Origin of the sequence: Martelella alba (assembly GCF_005217455.1) — a bacterium.
Lineage (GTDB): Bacteria > Pseudomonadota > Gammaproteobacteria > Enterobacterales > Enterobacteriaceae > Acerihabitans.
The window spans coordinates 12,107-33,275 of the sequence record NZ_SZPQ01000037.1 but is presented as its reverse complement, the minus strand read 5'-3'; the positions used below and the strand labels follow the sequence as shown (position 1 = coordinate 33,275).

The window sequence follows — 21,169 nt, the reverse complement described above, 5'->3', positions numbered from 1 at the left end:
CCCAACGGGAGCGCTCAGTCGTCCAGTTCGATAAGCACCAGCAAGGCGGCGTCTCCGCCGAAAATTTTCGGCGCCTGGTGAAAGCCCATGACATCGGGGTGCTGCGCCAGCCACAGCGGGGTTTGCTGTTTAAGTATATGTTTACCGTGTCCATGCATGACGCAGGCGCAACGGACATGTTCCCGGCGGCAGGCCGCCAGTAGCGCGCCCAGTTCCTGTTTCGCCTCGGCCTGGGTCAATCCATGCAAATCCAGAAATAACTCGGGAGAATAATCCCCCCGCCGCAGCTTTTTCACTTCATACGGACTTGTCCCTGGACGCACGTAACGTGTCGGACCCTCTCCTTCCAGCAAAGGCTGAAATTCATCGGAAAAGTAAAAGCTTGCGTCCACCTGGTCTTGCAGCAACCGCCGGGGCGCAGGTTCGGCCGTTTTGCGGCGGGGTTTGGCCGGCTTGAGGGTATCTTGCCGCAGCGGCTTAATACCGGCGACGGATTCGCGGAACAAATGGCGATCCTCATCGGCCAGGGAAAATCTTTTTTTCATTCCTCACTCGGCATCGATTGTTTTTGGCCAGTTTACCTTGTCTTGAGGCCGCACGGCGAAAAAAAAATGACCGGACGGGCCGCGGCGCGGCGGTGTTTGCTGCTTTGTCGGGCGCTTCATGGCAAACTAGCCGATAATCTATCGCATACAACCCTCGCGGAGAGTCGCCTTGGACAAGATTTTTGTGGAAGAAGCGGTCGCCGAACTGCATAGCATACAGGACCTGCTGCGCTGGGCGGTCAGCCGGTTCAACGCCGCGCAGCTTTACTATGGTCACGGTACCGATAATCCCTGGGATGAGGCGTTGCAACTGGTGATGGCCAGTTTGTTTCTGCCGCCGGACCTGCCGAAGGACATGTACGGCGCCAGGTTGACCACCGGCGAGCGTCATCGTGTCGTCGAACGGGTGGTGCGCCGGGTGAACGAACGGATTCCGGTGCCTTATCTCACCAACAAGGCCTGGTTTTGCGGATTGGAGTTTTATGTCGATGAACGGGTACTGGTGCCCCGATCGCCCATCGGCGAGCTGATAGGCGATCGTTTCCGCGATCTTCTGCCCGGTCCGCCGTCGCATATTCTGGATATGTGTACCGGCAGCGGTTGTATCGCCATCGCCAGCGCGTTCGCCTTTCCGGAGGCCGAAGTGGACGCGGTGGATATCTCCGACGACGCCCTGGCGGTCGCCGAGTTGAATATTCAAAACTATGGCCTCGAACAACGGGTTATCCCCATGCGTTCCGATTTATTTCGCGAACTGCCGCCGTTGTCCTATGACCTTATCGTGACCAATCCGCCGTATGTGGATGACGAGGACATGGGCGATCTGCCCGAGGAATTCCGGGCTGAGCCGGTGCTGGGGCTGGCCGCCGGCAGCGACGGCCTGAATCTGGTGCGCCGTATTCTTTCCTGCGCTGGCGATTACCTCAGCGAAGACGGCATACTGATTTGCGAAGTGGGCAACAGCATGGTGCATCTGATCGAACAGTATCCGGAGATTCCGTTCCGCTGGCTGACATTCGAGCGCGGCGGAGACGGCGTATTCATGTTAAACCGTCAACAGTTGCTGGCGTGCCGGGAAGCCTTTAGGCTATACCGGGATTAAATTGGCGCGGACCGGCGCGGCTCACACCCGTCGCCGGCGTTTTTTTACCCCACGGCGCCCCATTGCGCGGGGCGGCGGTATTTTCTGGCAGGACAGAGGAGTTCCGATGGCAGGGAACAGTATTGGCGAGTTATTTCGTGTCACGACTTTTGGCGAATCCCATGGCGCGGCGCTGGGCGGCATCGTCGATGGCGTACCTCCCGGCATGCCTTTGACGGAGGCCGATCTGCAACAGGATCTCGACCGGCGCCGGCCGGGCAGTTCGCGTTACACCACACAGCGCCGTGAACCCGATCAGGTACGGATTCTGTCCGGCGTGTTCGAGGGTGTGACGACAGGCACGCCGATAGGGCTGCTTATTGAAAACACGGATCAGCGCTCGCAAGATTACAGCGCCATCAAAGATCTGTTTCGTCCCGGCCACGCCGATTATACCTACGAAATGAAATACGGCTTGCGCGACTACCGGGGCGGCGGCCGTTCCTCGGCCAGGGAAACCGCCATGCGGGTGGCGGCGGGCGCCATCGCCAAAAAGTATCTGGCGCGGCGGCATCATATCCAGGTTCGCGGTTATTTGGCGCAAATGGGCAATATCGTTTGCCAACTCAAGGATTGGCGGCAAGTCGGCGAGAATCCGTTTTTTTGTCCCGATCCGGATCGCCTGGACGATCTTGACGAACTGATGCGCGCCCTGAAAAAAGACGGCGACTCCATCGGCGCCAAAGTGACCGTGGTCGCCGACGGCGTGCCGGCCGGCCTGGGTGAACCGGTGTTTGACCGTCTGGATGCCGACCTGGCCCACGCCCTGATGAGCATCAACGCCGTCAAGGGCGTGGAAATCGGCGACGGCTTTTCGGTGATCGGCCGGCGCGGCAGCGAGAACCGGGATGAGATCACGCCCGAGGGGTTTGCCAGCAACCATGCCGGCGGCGTGCTCGGCGGGATCAGCAGCGGGCAGACGGTTATCGCCCACTTGGCGCTCAAACCCACTTCCAGCATTATGGTGCCCGGCCGGACCATCAATCGCCAGGGAGAACCGGTGGAAATGGTGACCCGCGGACGCCACGACCCTTGCGTGGGCATACGCGCGGTGCCCATCGCCGAGGCCATGATGGCCATTGTGCTGATGGACCATCTCTTGCGGCAGCGCGCGCAATGCGCCGATGTCGCGCCGGCTTTGCCGCGGTGGTGATATGCGTTATTGCATAGCGGCTTTGTTGTGGCTGTCGGCCTGTCATGCGCTGGCGGCGCCCACCCCCTGGCAGAGGGTCACCCATCCGGTGGCGGGCGCCCCCCAGTCCATCGGCGCGTTCGCCAACGGTTGTCTTATCGGCGCCCGCCCGTTGCCCCTTGGGGCGGCGAATTACCAGGTTTTGCGACCGGATCAGCGGCGTTTTTACGGCCATCCGGATCTGTTGCTGTTTATAGAGCGCCTCGGCAATCAGGTGAAAAATTTGGGACTGGGGGAATTACTGGTGGGAGATATGGCCATGCCGGCCGGCGGCCGGTTTGGCAGCGGGCATGCCAGCCACCAGACCGGACTGGATGTGGACATCTGGCTGCAATTGCCCCGGACGCGCTGGACGACGCAGCAATTGTTGAGGCCGCAGCCGCTGGATCTGGTCGCCGCCGACGGACGGGATATTAATCCCGCGGTCTGGCGGCCGGACATCGCGACGCTTATCAAACTGGCCGCCGAAGACCGCGAAGTCACGAGAATTTTCGTGAATCCGGCCATCAAAAAGCAGCTTTGCCGCGTTGCCGGCACCGATCGCGGCTGGCTGACCAAAGTCCGGCCCTGGTTCGGCCACCGCGCGCATATGCATGTGCGGCTGCGTTGTCCGTCGGACAGCACTGAATGTCAGGAGCAGGCGCCGCCGCCGGTCGGCGATGGTTGCGGCGCGGAACTGGAAAGCTGGTTCCTGCCGCCCAGGCCCGGCACCCAGCCGCCGGTGAAGAAAGCGCCGCCGCCGCTGCCTCCTTCCTGTCAGGCTCTGCTGGATAGCCACCGGCTGTCGCAATAGCCGGCGAACACGCGGTCGGTGACAGTACAAGATCTGGCGCGGCGGGTATGGCAAGGTTCACACGCGCCGCGCCCTATGGCGCCGGGCGGTTATTTTTCATGGATGCGACATGGACTGGTTAACGGTTTCCCCTTTGATTCTGATGATGCTGTTTGCGGTGGCGCTGTTCGCCGGGTTTATTGATTCCATTGCCGGCGGAGGCGGGCTGATTACCCTGCCGGCCTTGCTGGCCGCGGGATTGCCGCCGGCGCAAACGCTGGGGACCAATAAACTGCAATCGGTGGGCGGTTCTTTTTCGGCCAGTCTCTATTTTATCCGCAGAAGGGCGGTGGACCTCGGCCGGCAAAAACTGACCATCGCCATGACTTTTCTGGGGTCGATGACCGGCGCCGTGCTGATCCAGCATCTGCGGGCCGATGTTTTACGGCAAGTCCTGCCATTGCTGGTGATAAGCATTGGCCTGTATTTTCTTTTGATGCCGCGAATAGGCGAGCAAGACCGGCAACAGCGCCTGTCTTCCTGGCCCTTCGCCTTGGTCGCCGGGTGCGGCGTCGGGTTCTACGATGGTTTTTTCGGCCCCGGCGCCGGATCGTTTTATGCGCTGGCCTATGTTACCCTCGCCGGTTTTAACCTGGCCAAATCCACCGCGCACGCCAAAGTATTGAATTTCACGTCCAATCTGGGGGGATTGCTGCTGTTTCTCCTTGCCGGCAAAGTTGTCTGGAGCGTGGGCGTGGTCATGCTGGCCGGTCAGATGCTGGGCGCCAGACTGGGGGCCCGCATGGTGCTGACCAAGGGACAAAAGCTGATTCGGCCGATGATCGTCGTGGTATCGGTGCTGATGAGCGTGAAACTGTTGTATGACAGCCATGGCGCCCAGATAGCCGGTTGGCTGTCGGCCCATCTGTGAATCCGAAGCGAGACTATGGATAACGAAACCCATCATTACCGGCAATTGATCGCGATTTTCGACCGGTGCTTCGCCGAGAGCCTGCATACCCGTCTTATCAAAGGGGATGAGGAGCCCGTTTACCTGCCGGCCGATCCGCACACGCCTTATCACCGCATTGTCTTCGCCCACGGATTTTACGCCAGCGCGCTGCATGAAATCGCGCACTGGTGTATCGCCGGGCCCCGACGTCACCTGCTGGTGGATTTCGGTTACTGGTATTGCCCCGATGGCCGCGACTCATCGACCCAACAACGGTTCGAGGCGGCGGAAATCAAGCCGCAGGCGCTGGAATGGCTATTTTGCGCGGCATCCGGCTTTCCCTTTAATGTCAGCTGCGATAATCTCGACGGGGAGGTCGAGCCGGATCATCTCGCCTTCCAGCAGCGGGTTCATCGGCAGGTTATGGCCTATCTCGCCGAGGGCATCCCGCAACGCGCGGCCCGTTTTATCGCGGCCTTGCGTGAATATTACCGTACCCGGCCGCTGTCGCCGGAGCAGTTTCGCCTGGCGACGGCCTTGGACGCGGCGGCGGAACAAAATAACCATCAAACTGAGGGCAGGTGATGATCGCAGATTTCGAGGCACGCATTCTGGCATTGATCGATGACATGGTGGCGCACGCCAGTGACGACGAGTTGTTCGCCAGCGGCTATTTGCGCGGACATCTGACCCTTGCGGTCGCCGAGGCCGAAGAAAACGGCGAGCATACCCTTGATGCCTTATATGACCGGGTGCGCAGCAGCCTGGCAAGGGCCATCGGCAACGGCGAATTGTCCCCGCCGGATCAAGCGCTGGTCTTGGGAATGTGGCAACAGTTATATGCTAAATATCTTGAGTTGCATCGCGACGGCAAGCGGGCCTAGCCCACGGAGGGGCCGCTTGCGACAGGACGCGTCTTTATGAAAAGGCGCGGCATTAACATCCTCCCCCGCGTCAAATGAACAGGGCCTTGCGGCGCATCGGGGAAAATCCCTTACCGCAGATAAACGAAACGGAAGTAACAGTCCCGCCGCCCTGGCTCTTCACGTAAAATTCCCGTCATGCGGTCGTAAGTTTCCAGGTCGGCGGCGAAAACGGATCCTCCATGCCCCGTCCGCGGCGAATTCGCCCGGACTGTGTCTTTCCCAGCCTTGCCATCGCCGGTAGCCCGGCGATGCTCTTTGCACCGACTTACCCTTGGCCCGCTTCCGGTTTTGCCGGCGGCGCCAGGGCCGTCGCCTGGTCGCGACAAATCGCCGTGAAAGGATCGTTAATGTAAGGACACACAAGGACAGAGAATGAATATAAGGGATTTCTACGCTCAGCCTGTTTTCGCTTCTCGCCGTTTCGTCCGCTTGTTGCCGCTATTGGCTTTGGCTGTCGTCGGCGGGGCCGGCGGCGAGTCGCTGCCAGCCGAATCAGCGGAAGATCCGCGCCGCGACGCCTTCGCAGCCGACGTCATTACCGTCAGCGCGCCGCGGGATTCTCCCCTAACGGTCGTGACGTCGCCCCGGCTTCCGCGCCAGCCGGTTCCCGCCAGCGATGGCGCCGATTATCTTAAAACCATTCCGGGTTTCTCCTTGCTGCGTAATGGCGGCACGAACGGCGATCCGGTCTTTCGCGGCATGTTCGGCTCACGACTGAAAATTCTGGCGGGCGGTGCGGAAATGCTGGGCGCCTGTCCCGGGCGCATGGATGCGCCCACCTCCTACATCTCGCCGGAAAGTTTCGATTTGCTGACGCTGGTCAAGGGGCCGCAAACGGTATTATGGGGGCCCGGCGCCTCGGCGGGCGTCCTGCGCTTTGAGCGGACCCGTCCGCGATTCGACGCGTCCGGCGTGGGCATTGACGCCAATATCCTGGCCGGCTCCAACCGGCGGTTCGACGAAAATTTCGACGGGTGGGTGGGGGGGGAACAGGGCTATCTGCAAGTGATCGGCACCCATTCGACAGCCGACGATTATCGGGACGGCAAGGGCCGCCGGGTGCCCTCGCGCTGGCGTAAATGGAGCGGCGACGTGGTGGCGGGCTGGACGCCGGATGAGGCCACGCTGCTGTCGCTAAGCGGTGGTAAAGGGGATGGGGAGGCCAGCTATGCCTCCCGGGGGATGGACGGTTCGCGGTTTCGGCGCGAGAGCCTGGGCGCGCGTCTGGAAAAGCAAAGAACGAACGGTGACGGGCCGGACTACGTCGAGGCGGAGTTCCATTATAACTATATCGACCATATCATGGATAATTCGTCGCCGCGCCGCGCCTGCTGCGGGCCGGTAGGCTCCGGCCGCGGCAAACCGCACCGCCCCGCCCGCGCCCAAAGCAAGAATCTGGATCGCCGCATTTTCGGCGGGCGGGCGCAGGCCGACTGGCTGGGGCGGTCGACCAAGCTGCAAACCGGCATCGACATGCAGACCGACAGTCATCGCGCCAAGCATCGCCAGCAGTGGCGAAAAGACGCCCGCTTCGATCGTTATGGCGTCTTCGGCGAGCTGACCTGGTTTGCCGGCGAACAACACCGTTGGATCAGTGGCGCGCGTTTTGATCATATCAAGGCGCAAAAGTTTGCCTCGTCGGGACGGGAGGACCGGGTGTCGGTGACGCCGGGAGGATTTGTCAGGTTGGAACACCGGTCGGCGCGGTGGCCGGTCATGCTTTATGCGGGACTGGGATATACCGAGCGCTTCCCGGATTACTGGGAGCTGTTTTCACCCGTTACGGGTCCCGGAGGAGAGGATCCTTTTGTCCGCCTGAAACCTGAAAAAACCCGCCAACTCGATATCGGCGCCCATTATAGCGGCGCGGTGGTTAATGGTTGGCTGTCCGGCTATCTGGCGAGCATCGACGATTTCATCCTGACCACCTATTATCCCCGCGACGGCTACCGGCGAGGGGTGGAAAATATCGCCGCGACCGCCCTGGGCGGGGAAATGGGGCTGGAATACCGTTTGAGCGAGCATTGGAAGACCGATGGCAGTTTAGCGTATGCCTGGGGCCGAAATCGCAGCGAACACCGGCCCTTGCCGCAGATCCCGCCGCTGGAAGCGCGATTGGGATTGACCTACGAGCGGGAGCGTTGGAGCCTTGCCGCGTTATGGCGGGTGGCGGCCGGCCAGCGCCGGGTGGCCCTGAATGAGGGCAACGCGGCGGGCAGGGACTATGGCGCCAGCGCCGGTTTCGGCGTGCTGTCGGCCAATGCCGCCTTCAAAGCCGGCAAGGATGTGAAGGTCAGTGGCGGCATCGACAACATTTTCAACAAAAACTACAGCGAACATCTCAATTTGTCAGGCCATCAGGGGTTCGGCTATACCGCCGGACAACCCATTTCCGAGCCGGGTCGAACGCTGTGGGCAAAGCTGAATGTCGCGTTTTGACGGCGTCGTTTCACAGTTCTTTTCCCTTAAGCAGCTTTCTGATCCAAAAACGGTTGGGGTTAAGCGCCGCCGCCAGTTCGCCCTCCATCGGCAAGGGTTCGCCGAAAATCTGCGCCGCCAGGATTTCCGCCGCCAGCGGCGCCGAGCACAAACCGCGCGAACCCAGCGCGCCCAGCATAAACAAATCGGCGAGGCAGGGCGCCGCCGTCGCTGTCGCGCCAACGGACAACAGGTCGGGCAAAACGCGATAGGCCGCCAGGGTCGCCGGGTAATCAGGCACATTGCCCACCATCGGTAGATGGTCACGCGCGCTGCAACGTATGGCGCAGCGCGCCTGGCCGGCACTGATATCAATATGGCTGATCCAATCCCGTCCCGGCAGGCAATTTTCCAGCCGCGCCAGGTTCTGCTGCTGCTCGGACTGGCGGTATTCGGTATGCTCGTCATCCCGTACCGCGCTGGCGCCCAGGCTATGCGTCCCATAGCCTGGGCTGGCCGGCGTCAAATAACCGTCATAGCATATCACCTGGCGCAGGCCGGCAAGTCCCGCTACCGCGGGGATGTGGCTGACCTGGCCGCGGATATTGGTTAGCGGTAATGGCCGGGTCATGGGCCATTGCCGCAGCCGATGACCGTTGGCCAGCACGACCAGGGGATGTAACGCCGTGCGTCCATCGGTAAAATGCAAAAGCCAGCCGTCCGCGGTCCTCTCAAGATGCGCCACGTCATGGCCGTAATGCAATTTCAGGCCGGCATTGGCTTCATGCCGCAGCAGCGCGGCGGTGAATTGCGCGGGGTTCAGCCAGCCGCCCAGGGGATAAATCGCACTATCGCAACCGGTTTCCACCCCGATGAGCCGCGCCGTTTCACCCCGACGCGTTTCGCGCACCAGGGTGGCGGGCCAGCCCAGCGCCAGCATGCGCCGGATCTTGCGGGCGCTACGGGCGTCATAAGCCAATTGCGCGACGCCGCACCATTGGTGTTCGAACGCCATGCCGCGGTCGGCGCAATGGCGATAATAACGGCTGGCGAACGGAAACGCGCAAGCGAAATACCGCGTCAGCGCCGGATCCTCGCAGTTAAGCAGGGGGTACAAGGCGCCTTGCCGATTGCCGGACGCGCCTTGCGCCGGCGCCGGATCGGCGCAATACAAAGAGACCTCGGCGCCCCGGCGCGTCAGGGCGGCCGCGCACAGCGCGCCGGCAATACCGCCGCCGATAACGGCCATCCCCCTCGGCAAGGTGGCGCGTTGACGCTGATACCAGGGCGCGACGACGGGAACGTCGGTCGTTTGCGTTAGCCGGCCGATGGCCATTTCCCGTTTTTTGCCGAAGCCCGGCAATTTTTTGACGGCGAACCCGGCTTGTTGCAAACCCCGGCGAACAAAACCGGCGGCGGTAAAGGTCGCGAACGTACCGCCCGGACGGGTGAAACGCGCCAAGTACTGAAAAAGCCCATCGGTCCACATGGCGGGATTGCGTGCCGGGGCGAAACCGTCCAAAAACCAGGCATCCACCTGCCGGTGCAAGCTGTCGTCCATGCCGGCCAATACCTCATTGGCTTCGCCGAACCACAAATCCAGCGTCACCTCGCCCTCGCCCAGCAATAACCGGTGGCAACCCGCTACGGCCGGCGGCCATGCGCGCCGCAACTGCTCGGCATAATCGGCTAATTCCGGCCATTGTCCATGGGCCAGCGCCAAATCCTCGGCCGAAAGCGGATATTGCTCAATGCTGATGAAATGCAGATGGCGAACCCCCTGCGGGTTCATCAGCCGTTCATGCCGGCAAAGCGCAAAAGCCCGCCACAGGGCGAGAAAATTCAGGCCGGTGCCAAAGCCGGTTTCCGCCACCCTGAAGTGGCGGCACGGATGGCGGATCAGCCGTTCCGGCAGATCGTTTCCCCGCAAAAAAACATAGCGGGTTTCCGCCAGTCCGTCCTGGCTGGAGAAATAGACGTCATCAAATTGTCGGGATACAGGCGTACCCTGTTCGTTCCAGTCCAATACGGCCTGGCGGATGGGAAGGCGACTCAAGGCGATAGACTCGTGCGTCAGGAAATGTAGCGATTCTAGCGAGGTGTGCTTTGCGGCGCAAATTTAGCAAAGAACGGCTGATCGGACTTGTTCAGCTTACATCTGTAAGCTAAAGTGCGTCACAGAAACTCATATATAAATACAAGAGGTATTAAATGAAACGTGCAGTGATTACCGGCCTGGGGATTATATCGAGTATCGGGAACGACCAGAAAGAGGTTCTGGCGTCCCTGCAACAAGGCCGCTCGGGAATCACTTTCTCTCAGGAACTGAAAGATTCCGGTATGCGCAGCCACGTCTGGGGCGATATCAAACTCGATACCAATGGGCTGATTGATCGTAAAATTGCGCGCTTTATGAGTGATGCTTCTATTTATGCCTATCTCTCCATGGAGCAGGCCATCAAGGATTCCGGCCTCACTCCCGAAATGGTATCCCATGATCGTACCGGGCTTATCGTCGGCTCCGGCGGCGGCTCGCCGCGCAACCAGGTCGCCGGGTCCGACGGCATGCGCGCCCGCGGTTTACGGGGCGTCGGTCCTTATATGGTCACCAAGGCCATGGGTTCCGGCGTTTCCGCCTGCCTTGCCACGCCCTTCAAGATCCGCGGCGTCAACTATTCCATCAGCTCGGCCTGTTCCACTTCCGCGCATTGTATCGGCAATGCGGTGGAAATGATCCAACTGGACAAGCAGGATGTCGTCTTCGCCGGCGGCGGCGAAGAGCTTTGCTGGGAGATGGCCTGCGAATTCGACGCCATGGGCGCTTTATCCACCCGATATAATGATACGCCCACCAAAGCTTCGCGTACCTACGATGTCAATCGCGACGGCTTTGTCATTGCCGGCGGCGGCGGGATCGTGGTTGTTGAGGAACTGGAACACGCCTTGGCCCGCGGCGCGCATATTTATGCGGAAATCATTGGCTATGGCGCCAATTCCGACGGCGCGGATATGGTGGCCCCGTCGGGGGAAGGCGCTATCCGTTGTATGAAAATGGCGTTGAAAAATGTCGATACGCCCATTGATTATCTCAATGTGCATGGTACGTCGACGCCCGTTGGCGATGTCAAGGAATTATGGGCCATCCGCGAAACGTTCGGCGCCGACCATCCGGCGTTTTCGTCCACCAAGGCCATGAGCGGGCACTCCTTGGGCGCGGCTGGCGTCCATGAGACCATTTACACCCTGCTTATGCTGGAGCATAATTTCATCGCGCCGAGCATTAACATCGAACAGTTGGATCCCCAGGCCGCGGGGATGAATCTTATTACCACGCCTACCGAACGCCGTCTGACCACCGTGATGACCAACAGCTTTGGTTTCGGCGGCACCAACGCCACTCTGGTCATGCGCAAACTAGTGTAATATCCTGACAAGCGCCTGGTATGCCGGCACGCATTATCCCCGACCAGGATGGCGGGCCGGGTCCGGGTGGTTTCGGCCCGCCGGCGCCGTTTTATCGCCATCGGATGCCGGATCTTAAGCGTAAGCGTTAACGTTAACCAACGCATCCGTCCTTACTTTGTGCGACATTGTAGGGAGAGCGGGTGCGGATTTTGGCCGGCTTTCCCTCGTTTGAACCGGGAGAGCCATTTATGACGTCATCTGTTGAACAGCCTTTAACGGCCCCAAAGGCCAACCGAACGCTACTGTCTTTAACCAGCGCGGTTTTTTTCTGTTATCTCACCATCGGCTTGCCGTTGCCGGTCATTCCCTTGTACGTTCATCATGTGCTCGGCCTGAACAACACACTGGTGGGCGTCGCCGTGGGGATCCAGTTTCTGGCCACGGTACTGACCCGCGGTTACGCCGGGCGGCTGGCCGATCAACGGGGCGCCCGGCGTTCGGCGTTGCAGGGCATGGCCGCCTGCGCCCTGGCCGGGTTGGCCTATTTGCTATCGGCATTGTCGCCCTGGCCGACGAGCGCGAAGTATCTTCTGCTTATTCTTGGACGGCTTATCCTCGGATTCGGCGAAAGCCAACTGCTGACCGGCACGCTGGCCTGGGGATTCGGTCTGTTGGGGGCGTCGCGTTCGGGAAAAGTGATGTCCTGGAACGGCGCGGCGATTTACGGATCGCTGGCGGTGGGCGCGCCGCTCGGGTTATTGCTGAATGCAAGATGGGGGTTCGCCGCCCTTGGCGCGAGCACGCTGCTGTTGCCGTTGCTGGCATGGGCCTGCAACGGACGGGTGGCGCCGGTGGCGCCGCAGTCGGGACGTCGTCTGTCCCTTTGGCGGGTCATGGGGCTGATCTGGCTACCGGGGCTGGCTTTAAGCCTGCAAGGGGTGGGCTTTGCCGCCATCGGCACTTTCGTGTCGCTGTATTTCTCCGTCCGGCAATGGGGCAATGCCGGCCTGGCATTAAGCGCTTTCGGCCTGGCGTTTGTTCTGATGAGGCTATTGTTTGGTCATTTACCCGATAGAATAGGCGGCATCCGGGTAACCTTGATTTCGTTGGCGCTGGAGGCGCTGGGGTTGCTGCTGCTCTGGCAGGCCGCCCAGCCCTTGGCGGCGTTGCTGGGCGCCGGGTTGACCGGAGCCGGCTGCTCGCTGATTTTTCCGGCCATGGGCGTGGAGGTGGTCCGTCGGGTGCCCCCCCAAGTGCGGGGTACCGCGGTCGGCGCCTATTCCGCCTTTCAGGATATCGCCTATGCCGTCACCGGTCCGCTGGCCGGTTTGCTCGCGACCTGGCTGGGATATGCCTCGGTATTCGCCGCCGCCATGGTAAGCGCCCTGGCGGGGATGGGCGTGGTGTGGCTGTTCGCCCGGCAGGGCGGGCGCGGGCAATGATAGGCCCGCCGTTTCATATCAACAGCCACAACAATACCAACACCGCCAGCGCGGCCAGCGCCACGGTCCAGCGGCTCTTGGCCAGACCGGGAAACTTCTCCACCGGTTCGGTGGCGATAAGCGGATTGAGCGCCGGTTGCAACAAACGGGGATCGGATGTCTGATGCTGGCTGTGCGTGCGCGCCAGGCGGGAAATAAAGAGAAATTGCAATACCGCGGTGACCTGTGCCGGCGTCAGCGCGCTTTGGCCGGCGATGTCGAAATGCTCAAGGACATAGGATTCCATGGCTTGCCGTTCGTCGCTGCTGACCGGGTGTTTTAACGCGGCCTGCAAGGTGGCCAGGGTGGGGGCGGGGTGTTGTGACAATGTCACATTACCCTGCAGATATTGCATAAGCAGGGGAAAATGCCGGGCCGGTATCGGATCGCCGGCTTTGAGCCCCATCATGGTCATGAGGTTTTGCCGGATATCCGCCGGCGATTCGCCGGTCGCCGCCGCCAGCCGGATAATCTGCTGGCTCAGACTGTTGTGTTCCGCCGGCAGCAACGTCCGATCGGAAATGGCCGCCTGCTGGGGGGACGGGATATCCAGTCGGCCATGCTGCAACAGCTCGACCACCTGGAGCAATTGTTCGGGTTCAAGTTGGCTTAAGACGGTATGGCCGAATTCGCGGCGGATATAATCGCTCACCGCCTGACGATTGTTGCCCTGCGGCAGCAGATCGGTCAATTGCTGCATTAATTGTCGACTGGCGTGGGTCTGCTGGGCTTGATCCAGCCGGCCTTGCAAAAAGGCCTCGGCCTGCGGGAAATGTTCGGCGGTCAGCTCGTCCTCGCCGGGAATATTCAATTGATGGCGCAGCGCGGCCCAGATTTCCGGCGCTTTACTGTTGCCGAGGGCCATGATTTTGACGATCAGCCGCTCAATGGCGGTTCGCTGCGAGGGGGTCAGCGGATTGCCGCGATTCGCCGGATGCCATGCGGCGTCCGCCCGATTACGGGGCGGATCCCCCGATACCCCATTGACGGGGCCTTGTACAGGTTGCATATGACGCTTCCTTCAATTCAAGGGTTGGTGTCGCGCAACCCGGTCATAGCGGCGATCGTCTGAAAATCGTTCGGCGGATCATATCAACTCGTCGGGTATTAGGGTAGCGGCAAGCAACAAGATGGCATTTTCTGCCGCGAGCCGCGGTTCGTGGGCAAATGGCGACGGGGCCGTGCTTTGCCGCCGGGCGGCCGCTCGCGTGAATTTTTACCGGATAACCTTGGGTTTTTTGAACCATCGGTGGCAGAATAATCTCCCTTTTTTATTTTCAATGACAGTCTGGTATCGGCTGACGGAGCCTGAAGTGGAAATACTGGTCGACGAAAACATGCCTTACGCCCAGGAATTATTTTGCCGGTTGGGGGAAGTGCGATCGGCGCCTGGACGGCATATCACCGCTGAAACATTGCGGGATGCCGGCGCGCTCATGGTCCGGTCGGTAACCCGGGTGGATGCCGCCTTGTTGCAGGGCGCCGGCGTAAAATTCGTGGGTACGGCCACCGCCGGGACCGATCATGTCGACACCGCCTGGCTGGCCGGCGCCGGCATCGGTTTTTCCGGCGCTCCCGGCTGCAATGCCGTGGCGGTGGTGGAGTACGTATTTTCCGCACTGCTGATGCTGGCCGAGCGTGACGGTTTTTCCCTGCGGGATAAAACCGTGGGCATCGTCGGTGCCGGCAATGTGGGCGGTCGGTTGCATCGCCGCTTGCAGGCCCTGGGCATCCGCACGCTTTTGTGCGATCCGCCGCTGGCCGATCAGGGCCGGACCGGGCCTTTTTACCCGCTGGAAAAACTGGTGTCCGAGGCGGATATCCTCACGTTCCATACCCCGCTGACCTCCAGCGGGCCCTACGCGACCTGGCATGCGGTGAACGATGATTTACTGGCCGCGTTGCCGTCCGGCCGAATCCTGATCAACGCCTGCCGGGGCGCGGTGGTGGATAACGCCGCGCTGCTTCAGGCATTGACGCGGGGCAAGGATCTGCGGGTCGTCCTGGATGTCTGGGAGCCGGAGCCGGCGTTGTCGCTGCCTTTGCTGGAAAGGGTGGCTGTCGGTACGCCCCATATCGCCGGTTATACCCTGGAGGGCAAGGCGCGCGGCACCACCCAGGTATTCGAAGCGTATAGTCGATTCCTCGGCCGGCCCATGTCGGCGGCGGTGGATGACGTGTTGCCGCCGCCGGCGGTGGAACGGATCCGGATACGGGGGGCCTTGGATGAGGCCATGCTGAAGCGGTTGACCCATCTGGTGTATGATGTGCGGCGCGATGATGCGGCATTGCGGCGGGTGGCTGCCGTGCCGGGGGGATTCGACCGGCTGCGCAAGCAATACCAGGAGCGCCGTGAATGGTCGTCCCTGCGGGTGGATGCCGATGATCCGGCCGTGGCGGAGTTGCTGGGCGAGCTGGGTTTCATCGTCGCCGGACAGTGTGGATTTAATGGGAGGGATAGGCATGTCTGAAGGCTGGAACATCGCCCTGTTGGGGGCGACGGGGGCCGTGGGCACGGCGTTGCTGGCGTTGTTGCAGGAACGGCGGTTCCCGGTGGGCGAGCTGTATCTGCTGTCCAGCGAGCGAAGCGCCGGCGAGACCCTGCGTTTTGACGGTAAAGGTTATCAGGTCGCCGACGCGGCCCAGTTTGACTGGGCGCGGGCGCAACTGGCGTTTTTTGTCGCGGGGGCCGAGGCCAGCGCCCATTATGCCGAACAGGCCGCCGGCGCCGGCTGCGTGGTCATCGACAGCAGCGGCTTGTTCGCACTGGAACCGGATGTGCCGCTGGTGGTGCCCGGCGTCAACGACTCGGTGCTCGCCGATTACCGCAACCGTAATCTGGTGGCCGTGGCGGACAGCCTGACCAGCCAATTGCTGCTGGCGGTCCAACCGCTGGCCGAGCAGGCTGGATTGCATCGTCTGCATGTCTCGAACCTGCTGTCGGTTTCCGGCCAGGGCAAGGCGGCGGTGGATGCGCTGGCGGGTCAAAGCGCGCGCCTGTTGAACGGCCTGCCGGCCGAGACGGATTTCTTCCACCGTCAACTGGCGTTCAATTTGTTGCCGTTGCTGCCGGATGGCGAAGGCAGCGTGCCCGTCGAGCGCCGGTTGGTGGATGAGGCGCGCAAGGTCTGGCAGGACGAAGGACTGCCCATTTCGGTCGGCAGTGTGCGCGCGCCGGTATTTTACGGTCACGCGCAAATCGTGCATCTCGAAACCCAACGGCCGCTGGGGGTGGAAGATGCCCGCGACCTGCTGAACGCGGGCGAATGGGTCAGCGTTAGCGATGAGCAGGATTTTCCCACCCAGGTGGAAGACGCCTCCGGTCAGATTCAGCTGGGCATCGGCTGTTTGCGCGCTGATTACGGCATGCCGGATCTGCTGCAATTCTGGTCGGTGGCGGACAATGTCCGTTTCGGCGGCGCGCTGATGGCGGTCATGACCGCGGAGTTGCTGGTGGCGGAGTATTTTTACTGATGTCTCAGGCAGTTTCGGGTTTCGCCCCGGCGCCGATGAGGATTGCGTTGGGTATCGAATACGACGGCAGCCGGTATTACGGCTGGCAGCGGCAGCAGGAAGTCGACAGCATTCAGGCGCGCCTCGAGGCGGCGCTGTCCAAGGTGGCCAATGAGCCGGTGACGGTGTTTTGCGCGGGGCGCACCGACGCCGGCGTGCATGCCACCGGCCAGGTGGCGCATTTCGAAACCCGCGCCCGGCGGGTGGATGCGGCCTGGACCCTCGGCGTCAACGCCAATCTGCCGGAGGATATCGCCGTGCGCTGGGTTGCCGGCGTGGCGGAAGATTTTCATGCGCGATTCAGTGCCACGGCCCGCCGTTACCGCTATATTATCTACAATCACGCCTATCGTCCGGCCGTGTTGTCCCGGGGCGTTACCCACTTTTATCATCCACTTGACGCGCAAAAGATGGAGCGGGCGGGACGCTGTCTGCTGGGCGAGCATGATTTTACCTCTTTTAGGGCCGTACAGTGCCAGTCGCGCTCGCCCTGGCGCAATGTACAGCACCTGACGGTTACCCGCCATGGCGCCTATGTGGTGGTGGATATCAAGGCTAATGCCTTTGTCCATCATATGGTGCGTAATATTGTCGGCAGCCTGCTGGAAGTGGGGTGCGGCCACCAGCCGGAAGCCTGGATAGCGCAAGTGCTGGCGGCCAGGGAGCGCGCTTTGGCCGCCGCGACCGCCAAAGCGGAGGGACTATATCTGGTGGCGGTGGAGTATCCGTCGCGTTACGCCTTACCTGTGCCGGCCATGGGGCCTTTGTTCCTGGCTGATTGATGTCATTTAACCGCTTTCTGGCGTTTCCGGGGAATGTGACTTATGGAATTTGTGCATTTTATCATCGATTTTATTCTGCATATTGATGTTCATCTGGCGCAACTGGTGGCGCAATACGGCATTTGGGTCTATGCCATTTTATTTGTGATTTTGTTTTGCGAGACCGGTCTTGTGGTCACGCCTTTTCTGCCGGGGGATTCGATGCTGTTTGTGGCCGGCGCGCTGGCGGCGCTCCCCGCCAACAGCCTGGATGTTCATGTCATGGCGCTCTTGATGGCCGTGGCGGCGGTGCTGGGCGATGCGGTCAATTACACCATCGGCCGCCTGTTCGGCGAAAAATTGTTCAGTAACCCCGACTCGCGGATTTTCCGCCGTAGCTATCTGGAGAAAACCCACCGATTTTATGACCGCCATGGCGGCAAAACCATTATCCTCGCCCGCTTTGTGCCTATCATTCGCACTTTCGCGCCGTTTGTGGCCGGCATGGGCAATATGTCCTACCGGCATTTTGCCTTGTTCAACGTAACGGGCGGCGTGGCCTGGGTGGGGCTGTTTACCTACGCCGGCTACTTATTCGGCGATTTGCCGGTAGTGCAAGAAAATCTGAAACTGTTGATTGTGGCTATTATTATTGTGTCGATTCTGCCGGCACTCATTGAAGTGTGGCGGCACCGGCGGGCTGCTGGCCGGGGGTAACGCCTTGTTTTGCCGGCAAGGGCGCCGAATTGTGAGGGGCGGGCGGAGTTTTCGATGCCAACTCGCCAGCGGTTATGGTTTAATGGGCAACATTTTCAACGGCCATTTCTTTCGCCGGCGAATGATCGCAGGGAATGTTGCGGTCGCGAAATGGTCAGAGTATGAATAGCGGACTGGCGCATGCCAGGTTCAAACAGAAAGGTTATCGATGAGCTGGATTGAACGAATTCTCAATAAAAGCACTATCACCCCGACCCGCAGGGCGAACATTCCCGAGGGCGTCTGGACGAAATGCGATAGTTGCGGCCAGGTATTGTACCGTGCGGAACTTGAGCGCAACCTGGAGGTTTGTCCCAAATGCGATCACCATATGCGCATGTCCGCCCGGTCCCGGTTGCTCGCCTTCCTGGACAAGGGCAGCGAAACTGAGCTGGGCAGCGAGCTGGAACCCCGGGATATCCTGAAATTTAGAGATTCGAAGAAATACAAGGATCGTCTGGCGGCGGCTCAGAAAGACACCAACGAAAAAGACGCTTTGGTGGTGATGAAAGGGTTGTTATATGACATGCCCGTCGTGGCGGCGTCGTTTGAATTCGCCTTTATCGGCGGTTCCATGTCCTCGGTGGTGGGCGCGCGGTTTGTTCGCGCGGTGGAGCAGGCGCTGGAGGACGATTGTCCGCTGGTGTGCTTTTCCGCCAGCGGCGGCGCGCGGATGCAGGAAGCGCTGTTGTCGCTGATGCAAATGGCCAAAACCAGCGCGGCGCTGGCCAAATTGCGCGAGCGCCGCTTGCCGTATATCTCGGTGCTGACCGACCCGACCATGGGCGGCGTATCCGCCAGCCTGGCCATGCTGGGAGACCTGAATATCGCCGAGCCCAAGGCGCTCATCGGCTTCGCCGGGCCCAGGGTTATCGAGCAGACGGTGCGGGAAAAACTGCCCACGGGCTTTCAGCGCAGCGAATTCCTGCTGGAAAAGGGCGCCATTGACATGATCATCCGCCGTCCGGAGCTGCGCCTGAAACTGGCCGGATTGCTGGCGAAACTGACCGGACGGCCGCAGCCGGCGGAAACCGTGCCTGTGCCGGAGCCCAGACCGGACTATGTTGCCGAGGAGCGTCAGGAAGAGTTATAAACCGCCGCCGGTCCGCGGCGGCAGCCGGTATTCAATGAGAAAAGATACCCGATGAATTCCCGGCTGTAGCCCGAAGCGTGACGGATACGAAGGGTATCACAGAGCCAATAACGGGACGTATGGAAAAGCTTCACATTCCCCAATCCACGTCGCCATTGGCGGCGTGGCTTTATTACCTTGAACGCCTGCATGGCAAAACCATCGACCTGGGCCTGGAACGGGTGGGCTCGGTGGCCGCCCGCCTGCAATTACTGCGACCCGCCCCGTGCGTATTCACCGTGGCGGGCACCAACGGGAAAGGCACGACCTGCCGTCTGCTGGAAACCATCCTGCTGGCCGCCGGCTTGCGGGTTGGCGTCTACAGTTCCCCCCATATCCTGCGTTACACCGAACGGGTGCGCATCCAAGGCGAGGAATTACCGCAAGAGCGTCACAGCGAAGCCATGGCGGTGATTGAAGGCGGCCGCGGCGCGACATCCCTCAGCTATTTCGAGTTCGGCACCCTGGCGGCGCTCTGGCTGTTCAAGCAGGCGGCGCTGGATGTGGTTATCCTTGAAGTGGGATTGGGCGGACGCCTGGACGCCACCAATATCGTGGATGCCGATGTGGCGGTGATCACCAGCATCGGTCTCGATCATACCGAGCTTCTGGGACCCGATCGGGAAAGTATCGGTCGCGAGAAGGCCGGCATTATGCGCGCCGGCCGGCCGGCCGTGGTGGGCGAGCCGGATCGCCCCGCCTCCATTGATGATTATGCGCGGCAAACCGGGGCCGCGTCCTATTGCCGGGGGCGGGACTGGTTCTTTGCCCGGGACGGCGAAAACTGGCATTGGCGCGATAATGGCCGTACGCTTGCCGACTTGCCCATGCCGTCCATCCCGCTGGCCAATGCCGCCACCGCCCTGGCGGCGCTCATGCGGTCGCCGCTGGAGGTCCCCGAATCGGCTATTCGGCGCGGGCTTGAGCAGGCTTCCCTGCCGGGCCGGTTCCAGATTGTTCGCCGGCGGCCCTTATGCATTCTCGACGTGGCGCATAATCCCCACGCCGCCGCCTACCTCAGCGCGCGGCTGGCCGAAATATCGGTGGGCGGCAAAATTCGCGCGGTAGTGGGCATGCTGGCGGATAAAGACATCGCCGGTACCCTGGAATGCCTGCGCCGTCAGGTGGCGGTGTGGTATTGCGCCGGCCTGGACGGACCACGCGGCGCCAGCGCGGCCGACGTGGCCGGCTATCTTGACGGCGCCCGGCAATTTAGCGACGTGGCGGCCGCCTGGCGACAGGCCCTGCTGGATGCCGGGCCGCAGGATTGCGTGCTGGTGTTCGGTTCGTTCCATACCGTGGCGCCGGTACTGGCGCTGCTAAACGCGGAGAACCAACGTGGCGAGTAAATTTCAGAACCGGCTGGTGGGGACGATCATTATCGTTGCTCTGGGGGTCATCGTGCTGCCCGGACTGCTGGACGGCAAGAAAAAACACTACCAGGATGAATTCGCCGCCATACCGCTGGTGCCCAAACCGGGCGATACCGATGAGACCGAAGCCTCGCCCCAGGCCAGCCAGTCCCTGCCGAGTCAACCGCCGGAAGGCGCCGGCGCGGCGGTACGGCAGGCCAGCAAGGCGTCGGAAAACGACAGCCGGTCGGCGGCCGCGGTGCCGGACACGCCTCTGCAACCCGAAATTTCGACGCCTCCGGCGGAAAAACCGGCGCCGGCAGCCAGTGGAACACGCGAAGCGCCAGCCCGTTCGACGGAATCGGCGCCCCGGACGCCGCCGTCCAAACCCGCTCAGCCGGAAAGCAGACCGACACCGCCGGTCAAACCGGAAAAGAAACCCGCCGCGCCGGAACCTAAACCCCAGACCCCGTCCGTCGCCGCGCAACCGGCCGAACAGCCGCCGCAGGGCCAGGCATGGGTCGTGCAGTTGGGCGCGCTGCGAAACGCCGGTAAAGTGGATGAAATTGTCGCCAAACTGCGTTTGTCCGGTTACCGGGTCTATACGGTGCCGTCCAAGCCGGTGGCCGGCCAGATCACCCGGATTTTCGTCGGGCCGGATGCCTCCCGGCAGAAAATGCAAGGCGCGTTGCCTGACTTGAATCAGCTAAGCGGGCTTAACGGGCAGCTCAAGCCCTATCAGGTGCGCTAGCGGAGTGGCCGGGGGACACGGCGGGCCCGCTGCTGGAGGGGTTTTATCATTAACGTTAATGTTTTAACGATA

Annotated in this window: 19 protein-coding genes; 16 read left to right on the top strand and 3 right to left on the bottom strand. The window is 61.4% G+C overall.

All coding sequences use genetic code 11. From position 1 onward, the window contains the following. Positions 1-14: 14 nt before the first annotated feature. Positions 15-545: an endonuclease SmrB gene (gene smrB / locus FCN80_RS20210; protein ID WP_136992139.1), complete on the bottom strand. Its 531-nt coding sequence runs from the start codon at positions 543-545 to the stop codon at positions 15-17. Positions 546-714: 169 nt separating this feature from the next. Here smrB and prmB point away from each other — a divergent pair, with 169 nt between their 5' ends. The 7 genes from prmB (at position 715) to FCN80_RS20175 (ending at position 7,967) form a co-directional block, all read left to right on the top strand. Beyond that, on the top strand, positions 715-1,647 hold the full coding sequence (prmB, locus tag FCN80_RS20205; protein WP_136992137.1) for a 50S ribosomal protein L3 N(5)-glutamine methyltransferase: 933 nt from the start codon (positions 715-717) through the stop codon (positions 1,645-1,647). A 106-nt stretch (positions 1,648-1,753) separates the two neighbouring features. Continuing rightward, positions 1,754-2,839: a chorismate synthase gene (gene aroC, locus FCN80_RS20200; protein ID WP_136992136.1), complete on the top strand. Its 1,086-nt coding sequence runs from the start codon at positions 1,754-1,756 to the stop codon at positions 2,837-2,839. A 1-nt stretch (position 2,840) separates the two neighbouring features. After that, positions 2,841-3,671, top strand: a complete 831-nt coding sequence (gene mepA, locus FCN80_RS20195) for a penicillin-insensitive murein endopeptidase (protein WP_136992134.1) — start codon at positions 2,841-2,843, stop codon at positions 3,669-3,671. Between the two features lie 109 nt (positions 3,672-3,780). After that, positions 3,781-4,581, top strand: a complete 801-nt coding sequence (locus FCN80_RS20190; protein ID WP_136992132.1) for a sulfite exporter TauE/SafE family protein — start codon at positions 3,781-3,783, stop codon at positions 4,579-4,581. Between the two features lie 15 nt (positions 4,582-4,596). After that, complete coding sequence (locus FCN80_RS20185; protein WP_136992131.1) at positions 4,597-5,187, top strand: elongation factor P hydroxylase; 591 nt, start codon at positions 4,597-4,599, stop codon at positions 5,185-5,187. Continuing rightward, positions 5,187-5,486 carry a YfcL family protein gene (locus FCN80_RS20180; RefSeq protein ID WP_136992167.1) on the top strand — a complete coding sequence of 100 codons (300 nt, stop codon included), beginning with the start codon at positions 5,187-5,189 and terminating at the stop codon, positions 5,484-5,486. The genes FCN80_RS20185 and FCN80_RS20180 overlap by 1 nt, the downstream gene beginning before the upstream one ends. Before the next feature lie 414 nt (positions 5,487-5,900). Next, positions 5,901-7,967 (top strand): TonB-dependent copper receptor, encoded by a 2,067-nt coding sequence (locus tag FCN80_RS20175; RefSeq protein ID WP_136992129.1) that lies wholly within the window; start codon positions 5,901-5,903, stop codon positions 7,965-7,967. 10 nt (positions 7,968-7,977) lie between these two features. Here FCN80_RS20175 and mnmC read toward each other — a convergent pair whose 3' ends face one another. Then, positions 7,978-10,002 (bottom strand): bifunctional tRNA (5-methylaminomethyl-2-thiouridine)(34)-methyltransferase MnmC2/FAD-dependent 5-carboxymethylaminomethyl-2-thiouridine(34) oxidoreductase MnmC1, encoded by a 2,025-nt coding sequence (mnmC, locus tag FCN80_RS20170; RefSeq protein ID WP_136992127.1) that lies wholly within the window; start codon positions 10,000-10,002, stop codon positions 7,978-7,980. 155 nt (positions 10,003-10,157) lie between these two features. On the opposite strand from mnmC, the gene fabB reads away from it, so the two are divergent. Next, positions 10,158-11,369 (top strand): beta-ketoacyl-ACP synthase I, encoded by a 1,212-nt coding sequence (gene fabB / locus FCN80_RS20165; protein ID WP_136992125.1) that lies wholly within the window; start codon positions 10,158-10,160, stop codon positions 11,367-11,369. Between the two features lie 230 nt (positions 11,370-11,599). Then, a complete protein-coding gene (locus FCN80_RS20160) occupies positions 11,600-12,793 on the top strand; it encodes an MFS transporter (RefSeq protein WP_136992123.1) in 1,194 nt (397 codons plus the stop codon). Between the two features lie 13 nt (positions 12,794-12,806). On the opposite strand, the gene flk is transcribed toward FCN80_RS20160, so the two are convergent. Beyond that, entirely contained in the window at positions 12,807-13,841 is a 1,035-nt protein-coding gene (flk, locus tag FCN80_RS20155; protein WP_136992121.1) for a flagella biosynthesis regulator Flk, read from the bottom strand. A 304-nt stretch (positions 13,842-14,145) separates the two neighbouring features. Here flk and pdxB point away from each other — a divergent pair, with 304 nt between their 5' ends. The 7 genes from pdxB (at position 14,146) to dedD (ending at position 21,097) form a co-directional block, all read left to right on the top strand. Then, positions 14,146-15,303 carry a 4-phosphoerythronate dehydrogenase PdxB gene (gene pdxB, locus FCN80_RS20150; RefSeq protein WP_136992119.1) on the top strand — a complete coding sequence of 386 codons (1,158 nt, stop codon included), beginning with the start codon at positions 14,146-14,148 and terminating at the stop codon, positions 15,301-15,303. Next, positions 15,296-16,306 (top strand): aspartate-semialdehyde dehydrogenase, encoded by a 1,011-nt coding sequence (locus FCN80_RS20145; protein ID WP_136992117.1) that lies wholly within the window; start codon positions 15,296-15,298, stop codon positions 16,304-16,306. Before pdxB ends, FCN80_RS20145 begins: the two co-directional genes overlap by 8 nt. Then, positions 16,306-17,127 (top strand): tRNA pseudouridine(38-40) synthase TruA, encoded by an 822-nt coding sequence (gene truA / locus FCN80_RS20140; RefSeq protein ID WP_170975468.1) that lies wholly within the window; start codon positions 16,306-16,308, stop codon positions 17,125-17,127. The genes FCN80_RS20145 and truA overlap by 1 nt, the downstream gene beginning before the upstream one ends. Before the next feature lie 42 nt (positions 17,128-17,169). Beyond that, positions 17,170-17,823 carry a DedA family protein gene (locus tag FCN80_RS20135; RefSeq protein ID WP_136992116.1) on the top strand — a complete coding sequence of 218 codons (654 nt, stop codon included), beginning with the start codon at positions 17,170-17,172 and terminating at the stop codon, positions 17,821-17,823. Between the two features lie 208 nt (positions 17,824-18,031). Continuing rightward, on the top strand, positions 18,032-18,955 hold the full coding sequence (accD, locus tag FCN80_RS20130; RefSeq protein ID WP_136992114.1) for an acetyl-CoA carboxylase, carboxyltransferase subunit beta: 924 nt from the start codon (positions 18,032-18,034) through the stop codon (positions 18,953-18,955). Between the two features lie 119 nt (positions 18,956-19,074). Then, a complete protein-coding gene (gene folC / locus FCN80_RS20125; RefSeq protein ID WP_136992112.1) occupies positions 19,075-20,343 on the top strand; it encodes a bifunctional tetrahydrofolate synthase/dihydrofolate synthase in 1,269 nt (422 codons plus the stop codon). Then, positions 20,333-21,097 carry a cell division protein DedD gene (gene dedD, locus FCN80_RS20120; RefSeq protein ID WP_136992110.1) on the top strand — a complete coding sequence of 255 codons (765 nt, stop codon included), beginning with the start codon at positions 20,333-20,335 and terminating at the stop codon, positions 21,095-21,097. The genes folC and dedD overlap by 11 nt, the downstream gene beginning before the upstream one ends. The last annotated feature ends 72 nt before the right edge of the window (positions 21,098-21,169 follow it).